This is a genomic window from Mycobacterium venezuelense, assembly GCF_054919535.1.
This window is the reverse complement of sequence record NZ_JBONDW010000017.1, coordinates 126,277-147,764: the sequence shown is the minus strand read 5'-3', so window position 1 is coordinate 147,764 and position 21,488 is coordinate 126,277. Positions and strand designations below refer to the sequence as shown.

The 21,488-nt window shown below is 66.0% G+C and carries 21 protein-coding genes and 2 tRNA genes; 9 read left to right on the top strand and 14 right to left on the bottom strand.

All coding sequences use genetic code 11. The annotated features are described in order from the left end of the window. Positions 1-38: 38 nt before the first annotated feature. From pdhA to ACRCUN_RS25190, 6 genes are all read right to left on the bottom strand, one after another. A complete protein-coding gene (pdhA, locus tag ACRCUN_RS25215) occupies positions 39-1,127 on the bottom strand; it encodes a pyruvate dehydrogenase (acetyl-transferring) E1 component subunit alpha (protein ID WP_462144347.1) in 1,089 nt (362 codons plus the stop codon). Positions 1,128-1,224: 97 nt separating this feature from the next. Further along, positions 1,225-2,043 (bottom strand): HpcH/HpaI aldolase/citrate lyase family protein, encoded by an 819-nt coding sequence (locus ACRCUN_RS25210; protein ID WP_462144346.1) that lies wholly within the window; start codon positions 2,041-2,043, stop codon positions 1,225-1,227. Beyond that, a complete protein-coding gene (locus tag ACRCUN_RS25205) occupies positions 2,043-2,531 on the bottom strand; it encodes a MaoC family dehydratase (protein WP_462144345.1) in 489 nt (162 codons plus the stop codon). Before ACRCUN_RS25205 ends, ACRCUN_RS25210 begins: the two co-directional genes overlap by 1 nt. Beyond that, positions 2,528-3,691, bottom strand: coding sequence for an acyl-CoA dehydrogenase family protein (locus ACRCUN_RS25200; RefSeq protein ID WP_462144344.1), 1,164 nt, complete (start codon positions 3,689-3,691; stop codon positions 2,528-2,530). The genes ACRCUN_RS25205 and ACRCUN_RS25200 overlap by 4 nt, the downstream gene beginning before the upstream one ends. After that, on the bottom strand, positions 3,688-5,685 hold the full coding sequence (locus ACRCUN_RS25195; protein ID WP_462144343.1) for an acetyl/propionyl/methylcrotonyl-CoA carboxylase subunit alpha: 1,998 nt from the start codon (positions 5,683-5,685) through the stop codon (positions 3,688-3,690). The genes ACRCUN_RS25200 and ACRCUN_RS25195 overlap by 4 nt, the downstream gene beginning before the upstream one ends. 3 nt (positions 5,686-5,688) lie before the next feature. After that, positions 5,689-7,230, bottom strand: a complete 1,542-nt coding sequence (locus ACRCUN_RS25190; RefSeq protein WP_462144342.1) for a carboxyl transferase domain-containing protein — start codon at positions 7,228-7,230, stop codon at positions 5,689-5,691. Between the two features lie 81 nt (positions 7,231-7,311). Here ACRCUN_RS25190 and ACRCUN_RS25185 point away from each other — a divergent pair, with 81 nt between their 5' ends. Next, on the top strand, positions 7,312-7,908 hold the full coding sequence (locus ACRCUN_RS25185) for an SACE_7040 family transcriptional regulator (RefSeq protein ID WP_462144341.1): 597 nt from the start codon (positions 7,312-7,314) through the stop codon (positions 7,906-7,908). Here ACRCUN_RS25185 and ACRCUN_RS25180 read toward each other — a convergent pair. Next, the gene (locus ACRCUN_RS25180; RefSeq protein WP_462144340.1) at positions 7,905-9,773 is read right to left on the bottom strand and encodes an alpha/beta hydrolase family protein; all 1,869 of its coding nucleotides are present in this window, start codon (positions 9,771-9,773) and stop codon (positions 7,905-7,907) included. The two genes, ACRCUN_RS25185 and ACRCUN_RS25180, sit on opposite strands and share 4 nt — an antisense overlap. A gap of 104 nt (positions 9,774-9,877) precedes the next feature. Between ACRCUN_RS25180 and ACRCUN_RS25175 the strand changes: the two genes are divergently transcribed. Next, complete coding sequence (locus ACRCUN_RS25175) at positions 9,878-10,651, top strand: MmpS family transport accessory protein (RefSeq protein WP_462144339.1); 774 nt, start codon at positions 9,878-9,880, stop codon at positions 10,649-10,651. On the opposite strand, the gene ACRCUN_RS25170 is transcribed toward ACRCUN_RS25175, so the two are convergent. Further along, on the bottom strand, positions 10,648-11,952 hold the full coding sequence (locus ACRCUN_RS25170) for an MFS transporter (RefSeq protein WP_462144338.1): 1,305 nt from the start codon (positions 11,950-11,952) through the stop codon (positions 10,648-10,650). The two genes, ACRCUN_RS25175 and ACRCUN_RS25170, sit on opposite strands and share 4 nt — an antisense overlap. A 32-nt stretch (positions 11,953-11,984) precedes the next feature. Here ACRCUN_RS25170 and cmrA point away from each other — a divergent pair, with 32 nt between their 5' ends. Continuing rightward, complete coding sequence (gene cmrA, locus ACRCUN_RS25165; RefSeq protein WP_462144337.1) at positions 11,985-12,791, top strand: mycolate reductase; 807 nt, start codon at positions 11,985-11,987, stop codon at positions 12,789-12,791. Between the two features lie 20 nt (positions 12,792-12,811). Here the strand turns inward: cmrA and ACRCUN_RS25160 are convergent, their stop codons facing one another. Further along, positions 12,812-14,383, bottom strand: a complete 1,572-nt coding sequence (locus tag ACRCUN_RS25160) for a helicase HerA-like domain-containing protein (protein WP_462144336.1) — start codon at positions 14,381-14,383, stop codon at positions 12,812-12,814. 103 nt (positions 14,384-14,486) lie between these two features. On the opposite strand from ACRCUN_RS25160, the gene orn reads away from it, so the two are divergent. The 3 genes from orn (at position 14,487) to ACRCUN_RS25145 (ending at position 15,932) form a co-directional block, all read left to right on the top strand. Continuing rightward, on the top strand, positions 14,487-15,134 hold the full coding sequence (gene orn / locus ACRCUN_RS25155) for an oligoribonuclease (protein WP_462144335.1): 648 nt from the start codon (positions 14,487-14,489) through the stop codon (positions 15,132-15,134). 41 nt (positions 15,135-15,175) lie between these two features. Beyond that, positions 15,176-15,248: transfer RNA gene (locus ACRCUN_RS25150), tRNA-His, on the top strand. A gap of 72 nt (positions 15,249-15,320) precedes the next feature. After that, positions 15,321-15,932 (top strand): maleylpyruvate isomerase family mycothiol-dependent enzyme, encoded by a 612-nt coding sequence (locus ACRCUN_RS25145; RefSeq protein WP_462144334.1) that lies wholly within the window; start codon positions 15,321-15,323, stop codon positions 15,930-15,932. 85 nt (positions 15,933-16,017) lie between these two features. Here the strand turns inward: ACRCUN_RS25145 and ACRCUN_RS25140 are convergent, their stop codons facing one another. Continuing rightward, the gene (locus ACRCUN_RS25140) at positions 16,018-16,836 is read right to left on the bottom strand and encodes an LLM class flavin-dependent oxidoreductase (protein WP_462144333.1); all 819 of its coding nucleotides are present in this window, start codon (positions 16,834-16,836) and stop codon (positions 16,018-16,020) included. A 12-nt stretch (positions 16,837-16,848) separates the two neighbouring features. Beyond that, positions 16,849-17,619, bottom strand: coding sequence for an SDR family oxidoreductase (locus ACRCUN_RS25135; RefSeq protein WP_462144332.1), 771 nt, complete (start codon positions 17,617-17,619; stop codon positions 16,849-16,851). A gap of 144 nt (positions 17,620-17,763) precedes the next feature. On the opposite strand from ACRCUN_RS25135, the gene ACRCUN_RS25130 reads away from it, so the two are divergent. Both ACRCUN_RS25130 and ACRCUN_RS25125 read left to right on the top strand, forming a co-directional pair. Next, positions 17,764-18,450 (top strand): DUF899 domain-containing protein, encoded by a 687-nt coding sequence (locus tag ACRCUN_RS25130; RefSeq protein ID WP_462144331.1) that lies wholly within the window; start codon positions 17,764-17,766, stop codon positions 18,448-18,450. Then, a complete protein-coding gene (locus ACRCUN_RS25125) occupies positions 18,447-18,914 on the top strand; it encodes an SRPBCC family protein (RefSeq protein WP_462144330.1) in 468 nt (155 codons plus the stop codon). Before ACRCUN_RS25130 ends, ACRCUN_RS25125 begins: the two co-directional genes overlap by 4 nt. A 2-nt stretch (positions 18,915-18,916) precedes the next feature. Here ACRCUN_RS25125 and ACRCUN_RS25120 read toward each other — a convergent pair whose 3' ends face one another. Together ACRCUN_RS25120 and ACRCUN_RS25115 are read right to left on the bottom strand one after the other, a co-directional pair. After that, entirely contained in the window at positions 18,917-19,279 is a 363-nt protein-coding gene (locus ACRCUN_RS25120) for a nuclear transport factor 2 family protein (protein ID WP_462144329.1), read from the bottom strand. 95 nt (positions 19,280-19,374) lie between these two features. Further along, on the bottom strand, positions 19,375-20,595 hold the full coding sequence (locus tag ACRCUN_RS25115; protein ID WP_462144328.1) for a L,D-transpeptidase: 1,221 nt from the start codon (positions 20,593-20,595) through the stop codon (positions 19,375-19,377). Between the two features lie 154 nt (positions 20,596-20,749). Here ACRCUN_RS25115 and ACRCUN_RS25110 point away from each other — a divergent pair. After that, a tRNA-Lys gene (locus ACRCUN_RS25110) sits at positions 20,750-20,825 on the top strand. Between the two features lie 72 nt (positions 20,826-20,897). Here the strand turns inward: ACRCUN_RS25110 and ACRCUN_RS25105 are convergent. After that, positions 20,898-21,059, bottom strand: coding sequence for a hypothetical protein (locus tag ACRCUN_RS25105; RefSeq protein WP_462144377.1), 162 nt, complete (start codon positions 21,057-21,059; stop codon positions 20,898-20,900). Positions 21,060-21,488: the final 429 nt, after the last annotated feature.

Sequence of the window (21,488 nt, the reverse complement as noted above, 5' to 3'; positions counted from 1 at the left end):
CACCTTGAGCGGCAGGCCGGTCGATGATCTGAGTCATGTCATGCCTCCTTCGCCAGTTCCGCGAGCAGCTGATCCCGTTGCCGCGCGAGATCCGGGGTTATCTCGGCGTAGACGCTGTCGAACATCTCGGCGGGATCGAAATCGGCCGCGCCGACCATCGTCTCGCGCAGCTCCGAGCACAGCCGCGCCGATCGCGCCGCTACGCGTTCCTGCAGCCGTTCCGACCACACCCCGACAGACTCCAGATACGTTCGGTACCGCGCGATCGGATCGCGCGCCCGCCACTCGTCTACCTCGTCGGCCGAGCGGTAACGGGTCGGATCGTCGGACGTGGTGTGCGGCCCCATGCGATAGGTGATCGCCTCGATCAATGTCGGCCCACCACCGTGGCGGGCTCGCTCGGCAGCCTCGGCCATCACGGCGTAGCAGGCGAGTACATCGTTACCGTCGACCCGGATACCGGGCATGCCGTAGCCGATGGCGCGGTGGGCGATCGAAGGCCCGGCTTGTTGCCGGCTGACGGGCACCGAGATCGCCCACTGGTTGTTCTGCACGAAGAACACGCACGGTGCGTCGAACACCGATGCGAGGTTGAGCGCCTCATGGGCGTCGCCCTCGCTGGTGGCGCCGTCACCGAGGAACGCGACCGTCACGGAATCCTCGCCGAGGCGCTGCGCGGCCATCGCCGCGCCGACCGCATGCAGTCCGTGGGTGCCGATGGGGATGGCGATGGGTGCGACGCACTTGCTGGTGAACTCGAGGCCGCCGTGCCATTTGCCGCGCCACACCGCACCCATCTGGCCCGGAGTGATGCCGCGCAGCAGGAATGCGCCGATCTCGCGGTATTGCGGAAACAGCCAATCGGTTTTGCGCAGGCACGCCGCCGCGCCGATCTGGGCGGCCTCCTGGCCTCGGCACGACGCGAACAGCGCGAGCTCGCCCTGACGTTGCAGATTGACGAACTCGGTGTCGAGGTCGCGCGCGACGACCATCGACTCGTAGAGCCACGCCAGAGTTTCGGGAGGTAGCTCGCGGCTGTAGCGAGTTTCCGTGGTGGGTGATCCGTCGGCGTCGACCAGCCGCACCGGATCCAGCTCGAGCTCAACAGGCTCAATACCAATGGCCATACCGCCTCCTTGTCGGTGACGGCATGTTGCGCCGCCATTCCGTGAGGTGCTCAGCGCAGCGGCGGTACGAGCATAACCCCTGGTGAGGGGCTGCCGACTAGTCGCCTGGGTGTGGCGCTAGCTGGACAATCCGCTCGGCACGTCGCAGCACTGGGGCATCCACCATTATGCCCCCGAACTGGAACACGCCCCGCTGAACGCGAGCTTCGGCGAGTACGTGTCGCGCCCATTCGGCCTGCTCAGCGGTCGGCTCGTACGCCGCCCGGATGACCGCGACCTGGGTCGGATGGATGGCCACTTTGGCGTCGAATCCGACCGCGACCGCGTCGTCGGCCTCAACCCGCAGCCCCGCGAGATCCTTGATGTCGAGGTACACCGAGTCCAGCGCCATCCGGCCGTACGCCTTGGCCGCCAGCAGGGTCTGCGACCGCACATGCTGGGCGACGTCGCGGTAGCTGCCGTCGGCACGCCGGTTTGCTGTGCCGCCCGTGACCGCGAATAGGTCCTCCGCGCCCCACATCACCGCGAACGCGTTGTCGGGCTGGACCAGCTGCACGACGTTGAGCGCGGCGAGCGGTGTCTCGATGAGCACGACGACGTCAAGCGGTGCCAACGCCCGCACTTGGTCGGGATGTTCGGACTTGGCCAGCATGACCGTCGTGTAGTCGGTGGCCGCAACGGCCTTCAGGTCGAGTTCGTGGTCGGAGGTGGTGGTCGGATTGATCCGAACGACCGTGCGGGACGGGTCGAGCCGGGTGTCGAGCAGCGCCTGCCGCGCGGCCTCCCGGTCCTTGGCCGCGACGCCGTCTTCGAGGTCGAGGATCACCACATCGGCTGCCGCCGCGGCCTTTTCGAACCGCTCCGGCCGATCGGCCGGACAAAACAGCCAACCCGGTCCGGTATTCGCCAGTGCCACTATGCCTCCTCCGCCGGGCGCATCCGGACCATGGTCTTGCGCGACGCGGTGGCGACGATGTCGCCGTGCTGGTTGCGGCCGGTGTGGGCGAAGGTCACGATGCCCTCCCCCGGCCGGCTCTTGGACGCCCGCTTGTCGGTGATCTCGGTTTCGGCGTAAAGCGTGTCGCCATGGAAAAGCGGTTTGGGGAACGAGATTTCGGAGAATCCGAGATTGCCGACGATGGTCCCCTGGGTCAGCTGGGCGACCGAAAGCCCGACGAGCGTGGACAGCGTGAACATCGAGTTCACCAGCCGCTGGTTGAACGGCGGCAGCGCGTCGGAGAAGGCCGCGTCGAGGTGCAGCGCCTGAGTATTCATGGTGAGCGTGGTGAACAGCACGTTGTCGGCTTCGGTGATGGTGCGCCCGGGCCGGTGCAGGTACCGCACCCCGGTCTCGAACTCCTCGAACCACAGCCCGCGCTGCTCGACGATTCTCGGTTCGCTCACAGGCCCGCCTCCCGCGCGATCAGCATGAGCTGCACTTCCGTTGTCCCTTCCCCGATTTCGAGGATCTTGCTGTCACGGTAGTGCCTCGCCACCGGGTATTCGTTCATGAACCCGTAGCCGCCGAAGATCTGGGTGGCGTCGCGCGCGTTGTCCATCGCGGCCTCACTGGATACCAGTTTGGCCACCGAGGCCGCCTTCTTGAACGGCTTACCGGCCAGCATCAGCGAGGCAGCGTCGTAGTAGGCCGCGCGGGCCGTGTGCGCCCGTGCCTCCATCCGGGCGATCTTGAACGCGATCGCCTGATAGGTGCCGATGGCAGCGCCGAATGCCTGACGTTCCTTGGCGTAGCGGACGCACTCGTCGACGCAGCCCTGTGCCACACCGACCGACAGCGCCGCGATCGCGATGCGGCCCTCGTCGAGGATGCGCAGGAAGTTGGCATAGCCGCGGCCGCGTTCCCCGAGCAGGTTCTCCTGTGGCACCCGGACGTCGTCGAAGCTCAGCGGGTGGGTGTCCGAGGCATTCCAGCCGACCTTGTTGTAGGCCGGTTCTGCGGTGAAGCCGTCGATGGGCACCGGCACAAGGATCGACGAGATCTCCTTCTTGCCGTCGGGCTTCTCGCCCGTCACCGCGGTGACCGTCACCAGCTTGGTGATGTCGGTGCCCGAATTGGTGATGAACTGCTTGGAGCCGTTGATCACCCAATGACCGTCGTCGAGGCGGGCGTTGGTCCTAGTTGCGCCTGCGTCGCTGCCGCCACCGGCCTCGGTCAGCCCGAATGCGCCCAACGCCTTGCCGCTCGCGAGCAAGGGCAGCCACTCCTGCTTCTGCGCCTCATTGCCGAAGCGGTACACCGGCATCGCACCGAGCGACACCCCGGCCTCCAGCGTGATCGCCACGCTCTGGTCGACCTTGCCGAGTTCCTCAAGGGCCAGGCACAGCGCGAAGTAGTCGCCGCCCATGCCGCCGTACTCTTCGGGGAACGGCAGACCGAACAGGCCCATGTCGGCCATGCCCGCAACCACCTCGTACGGGAACGAGTGCTCCTCATCGTGTTTGGCGGCGACGGGCGCAACCACGGTCTGCGCGAAATCGCGGACCGTCTTGGCGAGCTGGGCGTAATCGTCCGGCAGCGAGCCGGTTGACAGAAAATCGCTCATGGCTGGTTCTCCTGTGGGTGAGCGGTGATTCGGGCCAGCGGTTGACCCACCTTGACCTGGTCGCCGACGGCGACGAGTAGTTCGGCCACACCATCGACCGGTGCGGCCAGCGCGTGCTCCATCTTCATGGCCTCGACCGTGACGACAACGGTTCCGGCGGCGACCTCGGCACCACTGTCGACCCCAACGGCGACAACCGATCCCGGCATCGGGCTGACGAGTTCGGCGTCGCCGCTGTGTTCGTCGTCGGGGCGTACCGGCGCCTCACGCACTTCCTCGACGAGGAACGTGCGCCCGCCACCGGACAGCCAGATCTGGCCGTCACTGACTGCGACGAGGTACTCGGTTCGCAACCCGTCCAGCGTGACGGTCAGCCGGCCGCTGCCGAGATTCGCACTGACCGTGTGGGTTTCGCCGTGTTCGACGGCAGCGGTGGCGTGGCGCGGGGTGCCCGTCAGATACACGTGATCGGTGCGCCCGGCGGCCCGCAGCCGGAAGGCGGCGGGGGCACGCTCACCCGTTCGCCAGCCGGACGGCAGCTGCCACAGGTTGTCACCGGCCGCGGTCCAGTGCCGTACCCACTTGTATGCCGCGGCAGCGATGAGCTCCTGGTCACCGGCCTCGCCGCTGCTGAAGTCAGGTGCGCGGCGATCGAGCAGACCGGTGTCGAGCCGCCCGGCCGCGACGTCGCGATCGGCCAACAGGAAGCGCAGGAACTCGATGTTCGTGGTGACGCCGAGGACGGCGGTGTCGGCGAGCGCGCGGTCGAGCCGCTGCAGGGCACCCGCTCGGTTGTCGGCGTGTGCGATGACCTTCGACAACATCGGGTCGTAGTCGCTGCCGATCACCGTTCCCGCCGCAAGCCCGGAATCGACCCGAACCCCGGCCCCGCCGGGCTCACTGAGCGCGAGCACCGGTCCCCCGGTCGGAAGGAATCCGTTGGCGGGGTCTTCGGCGTACACCCGGGCCTCGACAGCGTGTCCGGTCATGACGATGTCGTCCTGGCCGATCGCGAGCTTGTCACCGCCGGCGATCCGGATCTGCTGCTCGACGAGATCGATGCCGGTGACCATTTCGGTCACCGGGTGCTCGACCTGCAGGCGGGTGTTCATCTCCATGAAGAAGAACTCGTCGGGCCGGTCGGCGGAGACGATGAACTCCACCGTGCCCGCACCCGTGTAGTCGACACTACGCGCGGTGTCGCAGGCCGCGGCGCCGATCCGTTCCCGGGTGGCGGCGTCGAGCAGCGGAGACGGCGCTTCCTCGATGACCTTCTGGTGGCGGCGTTGCAGGCTGCATTCCCGTTCGCCGAGATGGATGACGTTGCCCTGAGCGTCGGCGAGCACCTGCACTTCGATGTGGCGGGGCCGCAACACGAATCGTTCGAGAAACAGCGTGTCGTCGCCGAACGCGGCGCCCGCCTCACGGCGAGCACTGACCAGGGCGGCAGGTAGGTCAGCTGCCCGCTCGACCACCCGCATACCCTTGCCGCCGCCACCGGCTGACGGTTTGACCAGCACCGGGTAGCCGACCTCGTCGGCCCCGGCGATCAGGTCCTCGTCGGTCAGGCCGGGACGCGAGATTCCGGGTACCACAGGAACACCGAATGCCGACACCGCGGCCTTGGCCGCGATCTTGTCGCCCATCGTGGCGATCGCCGACGCGGGCGGTCCGATGAACACGATGCCGGCATCCTGCAGGGCGGCCGCGAAATCGGCATTCTCGGAAAGGAATCCGTACCCGGGGTGCACGGCCTGCGCCCCGGTCCGTCGGGCGGCGTCGACGACGGCGTCAATCTTGAGATAACTCTGCCGGGCGGCGGCCGGGCCGATGCACACCGCGACGTCCGCCTCGGCGACATGCCGGGCACCGGCATCGGCGTCGCTGAACACCGCGACCGAACGGATCCCCATGGCGCGCAACGTGCGGATGACGCGAACGGCGATTTCACCGCGGTTGGCCACCAGGACAGTGTCAAATACCGAAGAACTCATGCCTCACATCCGGAATACGCCGTAGGAGACCGGCTCGAGCGGAGCCTGGCCAACAACCGAAAGAGCCAGTCCGAGCACGGTTCTGGTGTCGGCGGGATCGATCACGCCGTCGTCCCAGAGCCGCGCCGTGGAGTAGTACGGGTTGCCCTGGTGTTCGTACTGCGCGCGGATCGGCGCCTTGAATTCCTCGGCCTGCTCCTCGGTCATCTCGCCGCGCACCGTGGCCAGCACCGAGGCGGCTTGTTCACCGCCCATCACCGAGATCCTCGCGTTGGGCCACATCCACAGGAACCGCGGCGAGTACGCGCGCCCGCACATCGAGTAGTTGCCCGCGCCGTAGGAGCCGCCGATCACCACGGTCAGTTTTGGCACCCGCGCGCAGGCCACGGCGGTGACCATCTTGGCGCCGTGTTTGGCGATACCGCCGGCCTCGTAGTCACGACCGACCATGAACCCCGAGATGTTCTGCAGGAACAACAGCGGGGTCTTGCGCTTGTCGCACAGCTCGATGAAATGTGCTCCCTTGAGCGCGGATTCGCCGAAGAGCACACCGTTGTTGGCGACGATGCCGACGGGATGGCCATGAATGCGGGCGAAGCCGGTGACTAGGGTGGCGCCGTATTCGGCCTTGAACTCGTTGAACTGTCCGCCGTCGACGATGCGGGTGATGACCTCGTGCACGTCGTAGGGGACCCGCGCGTCCACCGGCACGACGTCATAGAGCTCGTTCTGGTCGGCGACCGCGTCAACCGTCGGTTCCGTGCCCCACGGCGGGTCTTCGGCCGGGCCGAGCGTCGTCACGATGTTGCGCACGATACGCAGCGCATCGCGGTCGTCATGGGCCAGATGGTCCGTCACGCCGGACGTCTTGGAGTGCAGGTCGCCGCCACCGAGTTCCTCGGCGGTCACCACTTCCCCGGTCGCGGCCTTCACCAGCGGTGGGCCGCCAAGGAAGATCGTGCCCTGATTGCGCACGATGACCGCCTCGTCGCTCATGGCAGGCACATACGCGCCACCGGCCGTGCACGAACCGAGCACCGCGGCGATCTGGGCGATGCCCTGCGCGCTCATGGTGGCCTGGTTGTAGAAGATCCGGCCGAAGTGCTCGCGATCCGGGAACACCTCGTCCTGGCGCGGCAGGAAGGCACCACCCGAGTCGACGAGGTAGATGCACGGCAGCTTGTTCTGCAGCGCGATCTCCTGTGCGCGCAGGTGCTTTTTGACCGTGATCGGGTAGTAGGTGCCGCCTTTGACGGTCGCATCGTTGGCGACGATCAGGCACTCGCGGCCCGAGACCCGCCCGATGCCTGCGATCATCCCGGCGCCGGGACATTCGTCGTCGTACATGCCGTCGGCGGCCAGCGGAGCGATTTCCAGGAACGGGCTACCCGGGTCGAGCAGGCCGTCCACCCGGTCTCGGGGCAACAGTTTGCCTCTACTGACGTGGCGTTCACGGGCCCGCTCAGGGCCGCCGAGGGAGGCGGTGGCGAGTTTGGCGCGCAGTTGAGCGACCAACTCCAGATGATCGTCGCGGTGCGATGACATGCAGCTCCATTTGAGTTAATGGCGACTAACTCGTGGTATGTTAGTCACGATTAACCGAGTTGTCTACCCTCCGGAGACGCCATGTCCACCAGCGCCGCGACGCGCCGAAGCCAGGCCAAGTCGGATCGCCGCAGCCAGCTGATCACCGCTGCCGAACGACTGGTGGCTGAGCGCGGCTACCTTGCGGTCCGGCTGGAGGACATCGGTGCGGCCGTCGGAGTCAGCGGGCCTGCCATCTACCGGCACTTCCCCAACAAAGAGGCCCTGCTCGTCGAACTGCTGGTCGGGATCAGCACGCGACTGCTCGCAGGAGCCCGCGAGGTCATCGGGCGAACCGACGATCCCGCCGAGGCCCTGGACGGTCTCGTCGATTTTCACCTGGATTTCGCATTCGGCGAATCGGACCTGATCCGCATTCAGGATCGCGACCTCGGCCACCTGCCCGACGCCGCCAAGCGGCAGGTGCGCCGGTCTCAGCGCCAGTATGTCGAGATCTGGGTTTCGGTGCTCACGCAACTCGACCGGCGCCTGCCCGAGGAAGACGCCAGGGTGATGGCACACGCGGCCTTCGGCTTGCTGAACTCCACGCCGCACAGCGTGAGACCCGCTGCACCCAAAGCACAGTCGCGTGAGGTGCTGCGACGGATGACGATCGCCGCGTTGACGGCGACGGTCTAGCCGCTGAACGCCTTGGTGAGCCAGCGCGCCATGGCGTCGACGAGTACCGCGCGGTTCTCGCGTTTGATGATCTCGTGGCCGTCGTCCTCGAACACCAGCATCTCGACATCGCGGCCAAGCGCACGCAGCGCGTCGTACATCTGCTGCGATTCGCTCGGCGGTACGTTGGTGTCGTTGGCGCCATGTACCAGCAGGAGCGGCGCGGTCAGCGCATGTGCCCGCAGTAATGGCGAAAGCCGCTCCAGCAGTTCACGATCCGCGATGGGGTGGCCGTACTTCGGATAGGCCGCGGCTGCGATCCACGGTTCGGTGTTGCGGTAGAACGTATTCAGATCGCTCATGCCGCAGATGCTGATGCCGGCGGCGAACAACTCAGGATGGAACGTCAACGCCGCCTGGGTCAGATAGCCCCCGTAGGACCAACCGCTGCAGGCGATGCGATCGGCGCGCGCCAGACCGCGCTCGACGAGATAGTGCACGCAGTCCGCGACATCGTCGATGGCCGCGAAACGCAGCTCCTTGTCGTCGGCGTGCATGAAAGCCCGCCCGAATCCCCCGGATCCGCGCACGTTCGGGGTCAGCACCACGATCCCGGCATCGAGCAGCTTCGGATAGAACTCGTTGTAATCGGGCCGGGACTGTCCCTCCGGTCCCCCGTGCAGGAAGATCATCGCCCCGATCGGCTCGACTTCCGGCTCGTAGAGCCACGCGTTGAGCTCGAGCCCGTCGCGGGCTGTGATACGCGCCAAAGTCGGTGTGCCGGTGAGTGGTCCGTAACTGGGTTCCCGATCGATCCGCTCCCATTCGAGCGTACGAGGATCGACGAGTTCGACGGTCGGCGGCAGTGACGGGCCCTGAACGGTCAAGGCCACCATGGAACCGCCGGCACTGATGCTCAGCTCGCTGGCCACCATCCCGGGGAGCGGAATCGGTTCGGACAGCGTCTCATCGGCATACTGCAGGATCTGCAGCTCACTGCAGCCGTCGATGTTCCACAACAGTGCCACCGTGGACAAGTCGTCACTGACGACGAACTCGTCGAGTTCGTATCCGGGACGCTCGGCCACCACGTGGTAGGACACACCGTCGGCGGTCACCGTCACTTCGAGCAGTCGCGCATGCGAGGCACCGTTTTCGCTGCGGATCAGTGCCCGCACATATCCCTCGGTGCTACCCCGCCCGTACATTTTGGCGGGCTCGATCAGCGTGGTCGCATCGCCCTCGAAACCGCTACGGAGCCGGCGGGGCTGATGGTCGTCCAGAATGACGCCGATATCGGTGGTGGAACCGGGGTCGTAGGGCAGCAGCGCGATCTCCGTCAGGCCCCACAACATGATCAGCTCGCGGTAACCGCGCGGGCCGACGCGCACGAGCGACGCACCCGCCCAGGAGTCGACCAGCCGCCCGCCCGACCGGCGGTCGAGGACGACGACGTCACCGGTCGCCGGGTCGATCAGACACGAGCTGCCGACGCCGTCCTCACCGGTCAGGATGGCCGCCACGTGGGTGCCGTCCCACCCGATCAGTTCCGCCGTGCCCTCGGCCGCGTCGGCCGGCCATGAATCGATGCGACGTGCATCACGATCATCGGGATCGGTGGTGACGACCCAGATCTGGCTGCGAGTCCCGCCCTCCGGGGACACCTCGCATGCCAGCCAGTGACCATCGGCGGAGTGAATGACCCGCGTCACCGCACCGACGACAGGCAGTTCCACGTCGCGCGACGAACTCGCTCGCCAGCCACGCAGGAACCGCTGTACGGCGCGTGGATAGCCGCCGTCGTCGACGAGATGCGCGAACGCAGTCGCATCCGGCGACAACGACGCGCCGTAATTCACGCGCACGTGCCGATTCGCCGAGTCCACTAGCCTCCCTCCGTCCTGTGTCGCCCTTTGGAAGGGTATCCAGACCCAACTCGGTCGCAGCGCACTGAGCACCCGCACAGGTACCCTGCAGCCATGAGGTGGGCATGACCGATTCACCACGCCGTGACGGGTCCGAACCGACCCAACAGCTCGGTTCCGGCTATCCCGTGGACTATCCCGATCCGGCGTACGCGAACCAGCCGCCGTACAACGGCGTCTACCCTGCTGCGCCGAATACCACCCGTCAGCTCCCGTCGTACCCGCCTTATGGGTACGACCCGTACGCCACCGGGCAGTACGGCGCGGGCCAGTACGGCACGGGTTATCCGCCACCCGGTGAACCGCCGCAGCAGCAGGAACCCGAGGGCGGCGAACCGCGCATGTGGTTGTGGGTGCTCGCCGCGCTTGCGGTACTCGTCGTGGTCGGTCTGGTCATCGCCCTGGTGATCGCGAACGGCTCGCGGCAGGAGACCGTCGTCGCACCGCCGATCGCGCCGGAACCGAGCTTCAGTACGCCGAGCACCACCCCGCCGACGACGACATCGCGCGTACCACGGCCGATACCTGTCCCCCCGGCAACGACACCGCCAACCGGCACGACCACGCCGGGCGCCACCGAGACCGTCACATACGAGGTCGCCGGCGACGGCCGGGCCATCAACATCACCTACCTGGACACCGGCAACATGTTCCAGACCGAGTTCAACGTGTTGCTGCCCTGGAGCAAAACCGTGGAGCTCGCCGAGCCGGCCGGTGAAACGGCCAGCGTGAGCGTTCTCAACTTCGGCCCCGAGGTGTCGTGCACGGTCACGGTCAACGGAGTCCAAACCCAGCACCGCACCGGGTCGGGCCTGACGATCTGCGTGGGTTCGGGCTAGCGGGTACGGGGTTCGACGCTGGCCCTGGCGGGCGTGCGCACCGCGACCATGCCCGCCAGGCCCGCGACCAACACCAGGACGATGCCGCCCAAGCCGGCCCGATCCGTGCCGAAGATGTCGATGAACATGAAGAACAGCCACGGCGCCAGGAACGACGCCGCACGACCCACGGTCGTGTAAAGACCGAACGCCACGCCCTCTTTACCTTCGGTCGACATGCGCAGCATCAGATTGCGCGCCGCCGACAGCGTCGGACCGATGAACAGGCACAGCAACAACCCGCACGCCCAGAAGGCCACCGGCCCCGACAGCGCCATCAACGTCAGCCCCACGACGATCATGCTGATGAGCGATCCGACGATGACGGGCTTGGAACCCAGCCGATCGTCGAGCAGCCCACCGGTGACCGCACCGATTGCCGCGATCACGCAGGCGCTGATCCCGAAGAGCAGCACGTTCGCGTCTGAGATGCCGTAGACGTTGACGCCGACCACGGCACCGAACGCGAACACCCCGGCCAACCCGTCGCGAAAAACCGCACTCGCGACGAGGTAATAGACCACGTGGCGGTCCCGGTCCCATTCGCCTCGAACCTCGGACCACAGCTTGCGATAGGCGCCGACGAAGCCGACCCGTTCGGGCGGCCCGGCGTCGCTCACGCGCGGCACGACGATGAACAACGGCAGCGCGAAAAGCGCGAACCACACCGCAACGAGCAGCATGACCGCCCGGACGTTCTGGCCATCCTCCACGGGGATACCCAGCAATCCGCGGGTGTCGCCGTCGCCGGCGATGAACCCGACGTAGGCCAGCAGCAACAGCACGACGCTGCCCGCGTAACCCAACGCCAGGCCGAGCCCCGACACGCGGCCCGACGTCTCCGGTGTGGACAACTGCCGCAGCATCGCGTTGTACGGCACCGTGGCCAGCTCGTTGCACGCCGCCGTGCATGCCAACAGCACCAATCCAGGCAGCAGATACCGGTGATCGTCGCGAATCAGACTCATGGAAGCCGTCAGCACCACCGCCGCGCCGGTCGTCACCGCCAGTACGCGGCGTCGCCGCTGCGGCGAGTCGACCCAGATTCCGGTGACGGGTGCCAGTACGGCCACCACGAGACCAGCGATCGTCATCGCACGGCCGAGCCAGCTGGCCGGGGTCGTGTCGCCGGGCAGGTCCGCCCCGACGGTCCCGGTCAGGTACACCGCGAACACGAAGGTGATGACGACCGCGTTCAGGCCGGTCGCGCCACAGTCCCACAAAGCCCATGCGAGCACCCGCGCCCGGCCGGGGTTGGTCATGACCGCCACCCTATGGCTTCTACGATTGCGGGATGCCAGTACCCGCTCCCAATCCGAACGCCCGCGCCGTGGTAACCGGCGCCTCGCAGAACATCGGCGAAGCGTTGGCCACCGAGCTCGCCGCCCGCGGTCACCACCTGATCGTCACCGCGCGGCGCGAGGATGTGCTGACGTCGCTGGCGCAGCGGCTCACCGAGCGCTACGGCGTCACCGTCGAGGTGCGGGCGGTCGATTTGGCCGACCCGACGGCCAGGACCGAACTGTGCGAGGAACTGTCGACGCGCGAGATCTCGATCCTGTGCGCGAATGCCGGCACCGCGACGTTCGGTGCGGTCAAGGACCTCGACCCCGCCGGCGAAAAAGCCCAGGTTCAGCTGAATGTCCTTGGCGTACATGACCTTGTGCTCGCGGTGTTGCCCGGCATGGTGGCCCGCAAGGCCGGCGGCATCCTGATTTCCGGCTCGGCGGCAGGCAATTCGCCGATCCCGAACAACGCGACGTACGCGGCATCCAAGGCCTTCGCCAACACGTTCAGCGAGTCGCTGCGCGGCGAACTCAAGCGCGACGGTGTGCATGTCACGCTGCTCGCGCCGGGGCCGGTGCGCGAAACACTGCCCGACACCTCCGAGCAGTCGCTCGTCGAGAAACTGATCCCCGACTTCCTGTGGATCTCGACCGAGTACACCGCGAAGCTCTCGCTGGATGGCTTGGAACAGAACAAGATGCGCGTGGTTCCCGGCGTGACGTCCAAGGCGATGTCGGTCGCCAGCGGCTATGCGCCGCGGGCCATCGTCACCCCCATCGTCGGCGCCGTCTACAAGAAGCTCGGCGGCGGCTAGGCCTTTTTCGCCGGTGAGAATCAGCGCCGGCGGCGGCCAGTTCCGAAGATGCTGCGGGTGATCTCGCGGCCGATGACCGTGCCCGCCGAGCGCATCGCGCTCTTGAAGGCCGGGCTGGCCATCATCTTGTCGAAGAAGCCTGGCTCCGCCGGCTGAACCGGGGCCGGCATGGGCGCGACGTCACCGGACGCCTCGACACCCGCGAAGCCACCCGCCTCGCCACCCTCCGGCGGGGCCAGCTTGGCGGCCAACCGTTCATAGGCCGAATCCCGGTCGACGGTCTGGCCGTATGTCGCCTGAAGTGGGCTCGCCTTGGCCCCGGCTGTGATGGCCTCCGGCCCGATGGTGTCCATCAGCGAACGCGGCGCCCGCATGCGGGTCCAGGCCACTGGCGTCGGCGCACCCTTCTCCGACAACACCGTGACGACGGCTTCGCCGATCCCGAGCGACGTCAGCGCCTTCTCCAGGTCATAGACATCGGTCTTGGGATAGGTGCGCACCGTCTTGGTCAGCGCCTTCTGATCGTCAGGTGTGAAGGCGCGCAACGCGTGTTGAATCCGCGCACCCAACTGCGACAGCACCTCGTTCGGCACATCGGTAGGCAACTGGGTGCAGAAGAACACCCCGACACCCTTGGACCGGATCAGCTTGACCGTCTGCTCCACCTGCTCGAGGAACGCCTTCGACGCGTCGTTGAACAACAGGTGGGCTTCGTCGAAGAAGAACACGAGCTTTGGTTTGTCGACGTCGCCGACCTCGGGCAGCGTCGTGAACAGATCGGCCAGGACCCACATCAAGAATGTCGAGAACATCACCGGCCGTGCGGCCTGCGCACCGAGCTCCAGTAGCGTGATGACGCCGCGGCCCTGCGCGTCCACGCGCAGCAGATCCTTCGGCTCCAGCTCGGGCTCACCGAAGAACGTGTCGGCGCCCTCGGCTTCGAGGTTGACGAGTGCACGCAGGATCACACCGGCGGTGGTCGTCGACACCGCACCGAGGGCCTTGAGTTCGGGCTTGCCCTCATCGCTCGTCAGGTACTGAATGACCGACCGCAGATCCTTGATGTCGAGCAGCGGCAGACCCTTCTGGTCGGCCCAGTGAAAGATGAGGCCCAGCGTCGATTCCTGGGTTGTGTTGAGCCCCAGAACCTTTGACAGAAGGATCGGGCCGAAGCTGGTGATCGTGGCCCGCACCGGAACCCCGACGCCATCGGTTCCCAGCGACAAGAACTCGACCGGATAAGCCGTCGGGACCCAGCTGTCACCCGTGTCCTTGGCGCGCTCATCGATCTTCTCGCCGGTCTCGCCGGGCTTCGAAAGACCCGACAGGTCGCCCTTGACGTCGGCCATCAACACCGGGACGCCCGCCGCCGATAGCTGCTCGGCGATCACCTGGAGCGACTTGGTCTTACCGGTACCGGTCGCACCGGCGATCAGCCCATGCCGGTTGACGGTGGCGAGCGGGATGCGCACCTGGGCAGCGGGATCGGCGGCTCCATCGACGACGACGGTGCCCAACTCCAGTGCCTGGCCTTCGACCGCGTAGCCGGCAGCGATCTGCTGCGCGGGGTTTGCTGTCGATTCGGTCGTCATGCCGCGTCCTCCCGTTTGCGCGATCAAGTCGGCATCTGACACTACTTGCCAACCGGTGGGTATGGGCGGCTGGTTGACGGGCGTGGGCATACTGTGGATCTTCGTGCGAGACGAACTGGTATGGATCGACTGCGAGATGACGGGCCTTGACCTCAAGTCCGATCGTCTCATCGAGATCGCGGTGCTGGTCACCGATGCAGACTTGAACATCCTCGGTGACGGCCTGGACGTCGTGATCCACACCGACGACGAGGCGCTGACCTCGATGATCGACGTCGTCAAGCAGATGCACACCCGATCCGGCCTGATCGAAGAGGTGCGGAAGTCGACCGTCGACCTCGCCACGGCCGAGGAAATGGTGCTCGACTACATCCGCGGGCACGTCAAACAAGCCAAGACCGCGCCGCTTGCCGGCAACTCGATCGCCACCGACCGGGGTTTCATCGCCCGTGACATGGCCAAACTCGACGACTACCTGCACTACCGGATGATCGATGTGAGCTCGATCAAAGAGCTGTGCAGGCGTTGGTACCCGCGGATCTACTTCGGCCAGCCCGAAAAAGGCCTCGCCCACCGCGCGCTGGCCGACATCCACGAATCGATCCGCGAACTGAAGTATTACCGCGCGACCGCGTTCGTAACCCAGCCCGGGCCCTCTACCAGCGAAATCGCCGCGATCGCGAGTGAGCTCGGCCCACGGTCGGCCGACGCGACGACAACCGATTCGGCTGTAGAGCGTCCGAGCGGTTAGTATCTACGACGCTGCGTGTGCCGATAGGCTTGGCAGCGATGGTGGCTGTAGTTCAGTTGGTAGAGCACCAGGTTGTGATCCTGGCTGTCGCGGGTTCGAGTCCCGTCAGCCACCCCGGTATCGGGAACGCCGTCTACGAAGGTAGGCGGCGTTTTCGTTTGTACGACCACCCGGCACACTCACCCCATGCCAGATGACGTCCGAAACCTGGCCCGTGCCGAACGCGAGGATTTCGCCGAGTTGTTGGCCGGGCTTTCGCCGGCGCAGTGGCAGTCCCCCACCCTCTGCGGCGGGTGGACCGTGCGAGACGTGGCTGCCCACACGATCGCCTACCTCGGGCAGAGCCTGCCCCGGCTGGTGCTGAACATGGCCGCGTGCGGGGGTGACGTCGATAAGCTCAATGCCCGCGCCCTCGACGCACTCTCCGACGTCGAACCCGCACGGCTCATCGCGCTCATGCGAGATAGTGAGCCGTCCGGGGCGGGCGCGCTGTACGGCGGGCGGGTGGCGTTGATCGAATGCCTGGTCCACCAGCAAGACATCCGACGCCCGCTCGGCCTCACCCGCACCATCCCGACTGACGCGCTGCGCGCATCGCTGACCTACGCCCGGGTCAGCCCGGTGATCGGCGGTGCCAGACGTACGCGGGGACTGCGGCTGATCGCCACGGACGTCGATTGGGCCGGCGGACGCGGTGCCGAGATACGCGGATCCGGTGAGGCCCTGCTGCTGGCCATGACGGGGAGGGTCGAAGCGGTCGCCGGCGAGTTGACCGGCGACGGCGTCACCCGCCTGTAGCCCAAGCGTCGAAACCGACGCAATGGTCGAAATCCGTCGCGCGGATCGACCATTGCGTCGGTGCCGCGCAACGGCTGTGCCAATCTCAGACGCGTGGTGGCCCGGCGTGGAGGCGTTCGCGGGTGGCCTCCAGAGTCGTGATCGTCGGGAACGTGTATTCCATCCACCACGTCGCGCCGGCCTCCGCGCATGCGGTGACGGTGGCGTTGTCTGTGGCATCGCCGGTCTGGCCGAACCGGACGACGTCGAAACCCGCTGTCGCGCCCCGTATCCGCTCCACAGCCTGCACCATGTCCCGCAGAACGGCAGGTTCGACGTCCAATCCGTACTGTGCGGCGCAGATCATCCCGTCCCAGCGGGCCGCGCGCGCAAGGGGTTTCGACGCGCCATGGGTAGCCGCGGTCCACACCGGCACCCGGGGTCGCTGTGCCGGCGGCGCGAAACCGTCTGTGGTGACGTCGAAATGCTCGCCGTGATGATCGACCGCCGCGCCGCTCCACAGATCGGCGAGGACGCCGAGACCTTCGTCGAGCCTGACCGCGCGTTGCCTGGCGTCGGTGATGTCGCCGAACGCCGCGTAATCGGGCAATAGCGCGTATCCCGCTCCGGCGCCGAAGATCATGCGGCCACCCGAGAGCTGGTCGAGTGTGCTGACTTCGCGCGCAAGCTTGGCGATGTGGCGCCGCGGCACCGGTGTGACGAGCGTGCCCAACCGCAGCCGTCGGGTCCGCAATGCCATCACCGTAAGCGCGATCCACGGGTCAACCGTCGGCTCGATGACCTGAAGATGATCCCACAGGAACAGTCCGTCCCATCCGCAGTCCTCGGCCTCGTGAGCGAGGTCGCCGAGTATCCGGGCATCGCCCCAACAACCGAAGTTCGGGATATAAAACCCTGCCTGCACGACGCTGCCCGACTACGACGTCTCGGCCGCGGGCTTCTTGATGCGCGGCGCCAGCTGGACGAATTCCGCTACCACACTGGGGTTCTCGTGCGCGGTGGTCACGAGTGACACCAGGGTGTTCGCGACGTCGCCGAGTGCCGACATCCGCGCGGGCAGCTGTCCATGCTCGACCCACGATTCGAACAGCTGGGCCAGCAGGTCACGGTCGGCGCCACGCAGAATCTCGGTGTCCTCAGTGGGTCCGATACCGACGCGCAGGATCGAGAGCTCTGGATGCTCGCTGCGCCACGAGTGCAGGATCTCGTCGAGGGCGGCCTTACTCGCGCTGTACGCGGCCACACCCGCCCGCGGGCGGCCGACATCGTGACTCGAGGCGATCAGCACCACGCCGTTGTCGGTCAGGTGCGGCAGCGCGGCGCGCAACACGTTGTTGGCGCCGACGGCGTTGACGTTGAACGCGTGTAGCCACGTCGCCACGTCGGTGTCCTCGATGTAGGCGAATGGAACCACTGTGCTGGTGAACACCACCGCGTCCAGACCGCCAAGCGCGTCTGCGGCCGCGCTCACGACCCGGTTGATGGCGGCGGCGTCCTCGACGTCGAGTTCGAATGCCGAACCTCCGACAGTGGCGGCCAAGGACTTCAGCGGATCGATCCGACGGGCCGCCACCGCAACCTTGGCGCCGCGCTGAGCGGCACTCGTCGCCACAGCATGCCCAATACCCGACGAAGCCCCGATGACGAGGAGCCGCAGGCCTGCTGCGTCGGTGCGTTGGCCGCTCATTCTGTGTCCCCCTGCTTTCCAAACTTCCGTAAAAGTGTTAGGCCACCCTTCGTTCGTCGGACAGTACCGTGCGCGATGAGTTTTGGCCGCATGGTGGGTCAATACCGGTGGACGACATTTGACTCCGCCGACGAGGAGGAACGGATGACAACGGCAATGCCCCTGGTGGTCGACCAGACAACCTGGCGAGCCGCACTCGACGAGCTACGCAAGCGCGAGAAGGCCGCCACCCGGGAACTCGATGCGATTGCGGCTGCCCGGCGGCGGCTCCCGATGGTGGAACTGCCGGATTACACGCTGATCGGGGCCGACGGGCCCGTGCGGTTGGTCGACGTGTTCGCGGGCCGGTCGCAGCTGATCACCTACCACCACATGTGGACGGACGGCGCCGAATGGCAGTGCGGTGGCTGCACGGGGTTCACATCGCAGTTCACTCGGCTCGATTTCCTGGACAACTACGACGCGCGCTTCGTCGTCGTCACCAACGGTCCGATCGACGAGGCACTGGCGTACCGCGCGAAGGTCGGCAACAAGATGGACTGGTATTCGTCGTCGGAGAGCTCGTTCGGAGCCGACGTCGACGCCCCACCCAATGAGGGTTTCGCGGTGAACGTCTTTCTCAGGGACGGCGGCACCGTGTACCGAACGTGGCACACCAACGGCCGCGGCACCGAACAGCTCAGCCACACATTCGCACTCATCGACCTGCTGCCCTGGGGCCGGCAGGAAGAATGGCTCGATTCGCCCGAGGGTTGGCCGAAACGACCGACCTATTCGGGCTGGCTCGACAGTCCCGACATCGCCCGCCTTTACGGAGAGGACAACGCATGACCGACACCCGCTACGTCGTCACCCGCACGATCGCCGCACCTCCCAACGAGGTGTTCGCGCTGCTGGCCGACCCGGCCCGCCACCAGGACACCGAGCCCGGTGACTGGGTGCGCGACGCCATCGACCCGCAACCCATCACCGGGACCGGCCAGATCTTCGCGATCAACATGTACCTCGACGCGGCCGGCGGGCACTACGTCATGCACAACCTGGTCACCGATTTCGAGAAGGACCGCGCCATCGAGTGGCTTCCCGGTCAACTCGACGAATCGGGCAACCACGATCCGGGCGGCTGGACGTGGCGTTACGACCTGTCGCCGAACGATGCGGGCACTGACGTGACCCTCACCTACGACTGGACCAATACGCCACAGAGTTTCGCCGACCAGATCGGTGGCATGCCTCCGTTCCCCGAGGAGTTCATCGCTGAATCGCTTGCGGCACTGGAACGTTCAGTGCGTTAAGGTCAGGTCGGGACCTTGTCGAGGAATCCCAGCACGGTATGGATCCGGCCGTCACCATCAGTGGTCAGCACGTCGAATCCGATCACCAGCGGATCGGCGTCGCGCGGACCGAGGCCCCACTGGAAGCGGACCTGCCGGTGATGACTGTCGGGTGCACCCACAAGGCTGAACACGAAGTCCGGAAACTGCGTATGTACGCCTTCGATGGCCCCGGAGATTTCGTCGTATCCGCTGACCTCGGCCAGCGGATCGACATACGTGGCTGCAGGCGACCAGTGCTGGTGCAGCAACTGCTTTCGGTCGGTTTCGTCGGTGGCGTTCCAGGTGTTCAGGTACGCCGAAACGATGTCGTTGAACTCGGGCATCTCGCCTCTTTCGCGGTGTTGAACTGGTACACAACCAGATTCGCCGCGATGGGGCGTGCTGTCGATTACCGCACAGGTAGTTGAACCCGGCCCGGTCAGGTGCTGGCGTTACCGGCCCGCCACTGTTCCCATGGGATGTTCCAGTCTCCCAGCCCATCGGTGCCCGGCAATACCGTGCCGACGGTGTTGACCACCTCGACGATGTCGCCGCGCTTGGTGTTCTCGTAGAACCAGCGCGCGTTAGAGGTGCTCACGTTGAGGCACCCGTGGCTGACGTTGCTGTAACCCTGGCTTCCGACCGACCACGGCGCACCGTGGACATAGATGCCGCTGTAGGACATCTGGGTGGCGTAGTCGACCTCGGTGCGATAACCGTTGGGCGAGTTGACCGGAACGCCGTAGGTCGACGAATCCATCACCAGGTGCTCGTAGCGGTCACCGATGATGTAGGTGCCGTTGTTGGTGGGGGTGCTGTTCTTGCCCATCGAGATCGGCATGGTCTTGATGACTTCACCGTTGCGGCGCACGGTCAGCGTCTTGGTGTTGTCGTCGGCTGTGGCGATGACCTCATCGCCCACCTTGAAATGGGTTTCGACGTTGCCTTGGCCGAACAGTCCGTCGCCCAACTCGACACCGTAGGTGTTCACCGACACGTCGACGGTCGTGCCCGGCTTCCAGTACTGCGCGGGGCGCCAACGCACTTCGCGATTGTTGAGCCAGTAGAAGGCGCCCTCGACCGGAGGATTGGTCTTGACGGTGATCGCCCGCTGCGCCGCGACCCGATCGGAGATGTTCTCGTCGAAGCGGATCGCGAGCGGCTGTCCGACACCGACGACTTCACCGTCGTTCGGCAGCACGTACGGCATCGTGAGGTTCTCGGGCGAGTGCGTCTCGAACGTCAGCCGGCGATTGGCCACGCCCCCGAGCCCCAGTGAGGACGCGTTGAGCGTGTACTGCTCGTTGTAGTCCAACGGATCGGTCGTCGACCACGTCAAGCCGTCAGGGCTGATCTTGCCCGCGATCGGGTTCCCATCTTCATCGGTCATCGACACCGCACCGAGGACACCGTTCTCAGCGGTGACGGTGACCGGGGATTCGACGGTCACACCGACCGCACCATCGGTGACCGATGCGTTCACGCGCGGCACCAGGAGGTCACCGAACGGCGTGCCCTTGTCGGTGATCACCGGCGGCGGCCCCTGCGGTTCGTCCCTCCCACAGGCCACGAGACCGGCCATCACAGCGGGCACCATGGCGACAATCGCCCACCGGAAGAGATTCCGGTGCGGACGGACCACCGTCTGCACCTGCCCCATTTTTGCTCCACCCCTCATAACGTGGCTGTCGATCAACCAATCTTGGCAATAGTCTAAGGGCAACGCTGACCAGAGTCCGACGACAGCGTCTCTCCAGAGCGCGTGGCCAGCGGATTTCACGCTTGGCCGCGAGTCCTGTTATTGTCTCACACGCGCGCCGTTAGCTCAGTTGGTAGAGCAGCTGACTCTTAATCAGCGGGTCCGGGGTTCGAAACCCTGACGGCGCACCACATACCGAAGGTCAGGCATGACAATGCCTGGCCTTCGGTGTTTCTGGGCCAGGCATGGCGTCGCGCCGGCGCTCAGCCGGCTCGGTAGTGGTCGCCGACGCTCTGTTCGGCTTCTTCCAACAACATCTCCACCGCACCGGCTAGGTGGGCCGCCGCGTAGCCGCGGTCGCGGTACTGCTCGCTCTTGAAGCGGTTGAGTTCCCTACGTAGATCGTTGAGGGTTTCATCGCTCACGTGTGCCATATGACCTCCAGGATCGTGTGAAAGGCGACTCGCACGGGGTACCCGCTGCGAAAGCGTCGTCTACTGCCAGCGAACTTTGACCCCGGCTTCGCCTGCGGTGGCACCAGTGATTACGGCGGCAAATTCAGAAATCGTTTGCTGCACGGCAAAATCCCCCTAGTCACACGATTGATTCGTGTTGCGGCTCCGTTCAGATCCCGGTCCGACTCCCCGACCCAGACCTGAACCCGACCTTAGCTGTACACCTATGGGGTAGCAACCGATCTCGGAATAAGAGCCGTTCACACAATAATCTGCGACGAATCTTAATTTCGTCGCCGATTCGCCACGCATTGCTGGAAAAGCCGTGCATAGCAGACGAAGTGCCGTTTGCCAATGGATTGATGGTTACGTCAATAAATCGGTCAGATCGGTTCATCG

Excerpts from the sequence above, each read along its gene's own strand:
- pdhA (WP_462144347.1), bottom strand. The coding sequence starts at position 1,127 with ATGGCCATTGGTATTGAGCCTGTTGAGCTCGAGCTGGATCCGGTGCGG.
- ACRCUN_RS25200 (WP_462144344.1), bottom strand. The coding sequence starts at position 3,691 with ATGAGCGATTTTCTGTCAACCGGCTCGCTGCCGGACGATTACGCCCAG.
- ACRCUN_RS25195 (WP_462144343.1), bottom strand. The coding sequence starts at position 5,685 with ATGAGTTCTTCGGTATTTGACACTGTCCTGGTGGCCAACCGCGGTGAA.
- ACRCUN_RS25190 (WP_462144342.1), bottom strand. The coding sequence starts at position 7,230 with ATGTCATCGCACCGCGACGATCATCTGGAGTTGGTCGCTCAACTGCGC.
- ACRCUN_RS25185 (WP_462144341.1), top strand. The coding sequence starts at position 7,312 with ATGTCCACCAGCGCCGCGACGCGCCGAAGCCAGGCCAAGTCGGATCGC.
- ACRCUN_RS25175 (WP_462144339.1), top strand. The coding sequence starts at position 9,878 with ATGACCGATTCACCACGCCGTGACGGGTCCGAACCGACCCAACAGCTC.
- ACRCUN_RS25170 (WP_462144338.1), bottom strand. The coding sequence starts at position 11,952 with ATGACCAACCCCGGCCGGGCGCGGGTGCTCGCATGGGCTTTGTGGGAC.
- cmrA (WP_462144337.1), top strand. The coding sequence starts at position 11,985 with ATGCCAGTACCCGCTCCCAATCCGAACGCCCGCGCCGTGGTAACCGGC.
- ACRCUN_RS25160 (WP_462144336.1), bottom strand. The coding sequence starts at position 14,383 with ATGACGACCGAATCGACAGCAAACCCCGCGCAGCAGATCGCTGCCGGC.
- ACRCUN_RS25145 (WP_462144334.1), top strand. The coding sequence starts at position 15,321 with ATGCCAGATGACGTCCGAAACCTGGCCCGTGCCGAACGCGAGGATTTC.
- ACRCUN_RS25135 (WP_462144332.1), bottom strand. The coding sequence starts at position 17,619 with ATGAGCGGCCAACGCACCGACGCAGCAGGCCTGCGGCTCCTCGTCATC.
- ACRCUN_RS25130 (WP_462144331.1), top strand. The coding sequence starts at position 17,764 with ATGACAACGGCAATGCCCCTGGTGGTCGACCAGACAACCTGGCGAGCC.
- ACRCUN_RS25125 (WP_462144330.1), top strand. The coding sequence starts at position 18,447 with ATGACCGACACCCGCTACGTCGTCACCCGCACGATCGCCGCACCTCCC.
- ACRCUN_RS25120 (WP_462144329.1), bottom strand. The coding sequence starts at position 19,279 with ATGCCCGAGTTCAACGACATCGTTTCGGCGTACCTGAACACCTGGAAC.
- ACRCUN_RS25115 (WP_462144328.1), bottom strand. The coding sequence starts at position 20,595 with ATGGGGCAGGTGCAGACGGTGGTCCGTCCGCACCGGAATCTCTTCCGG.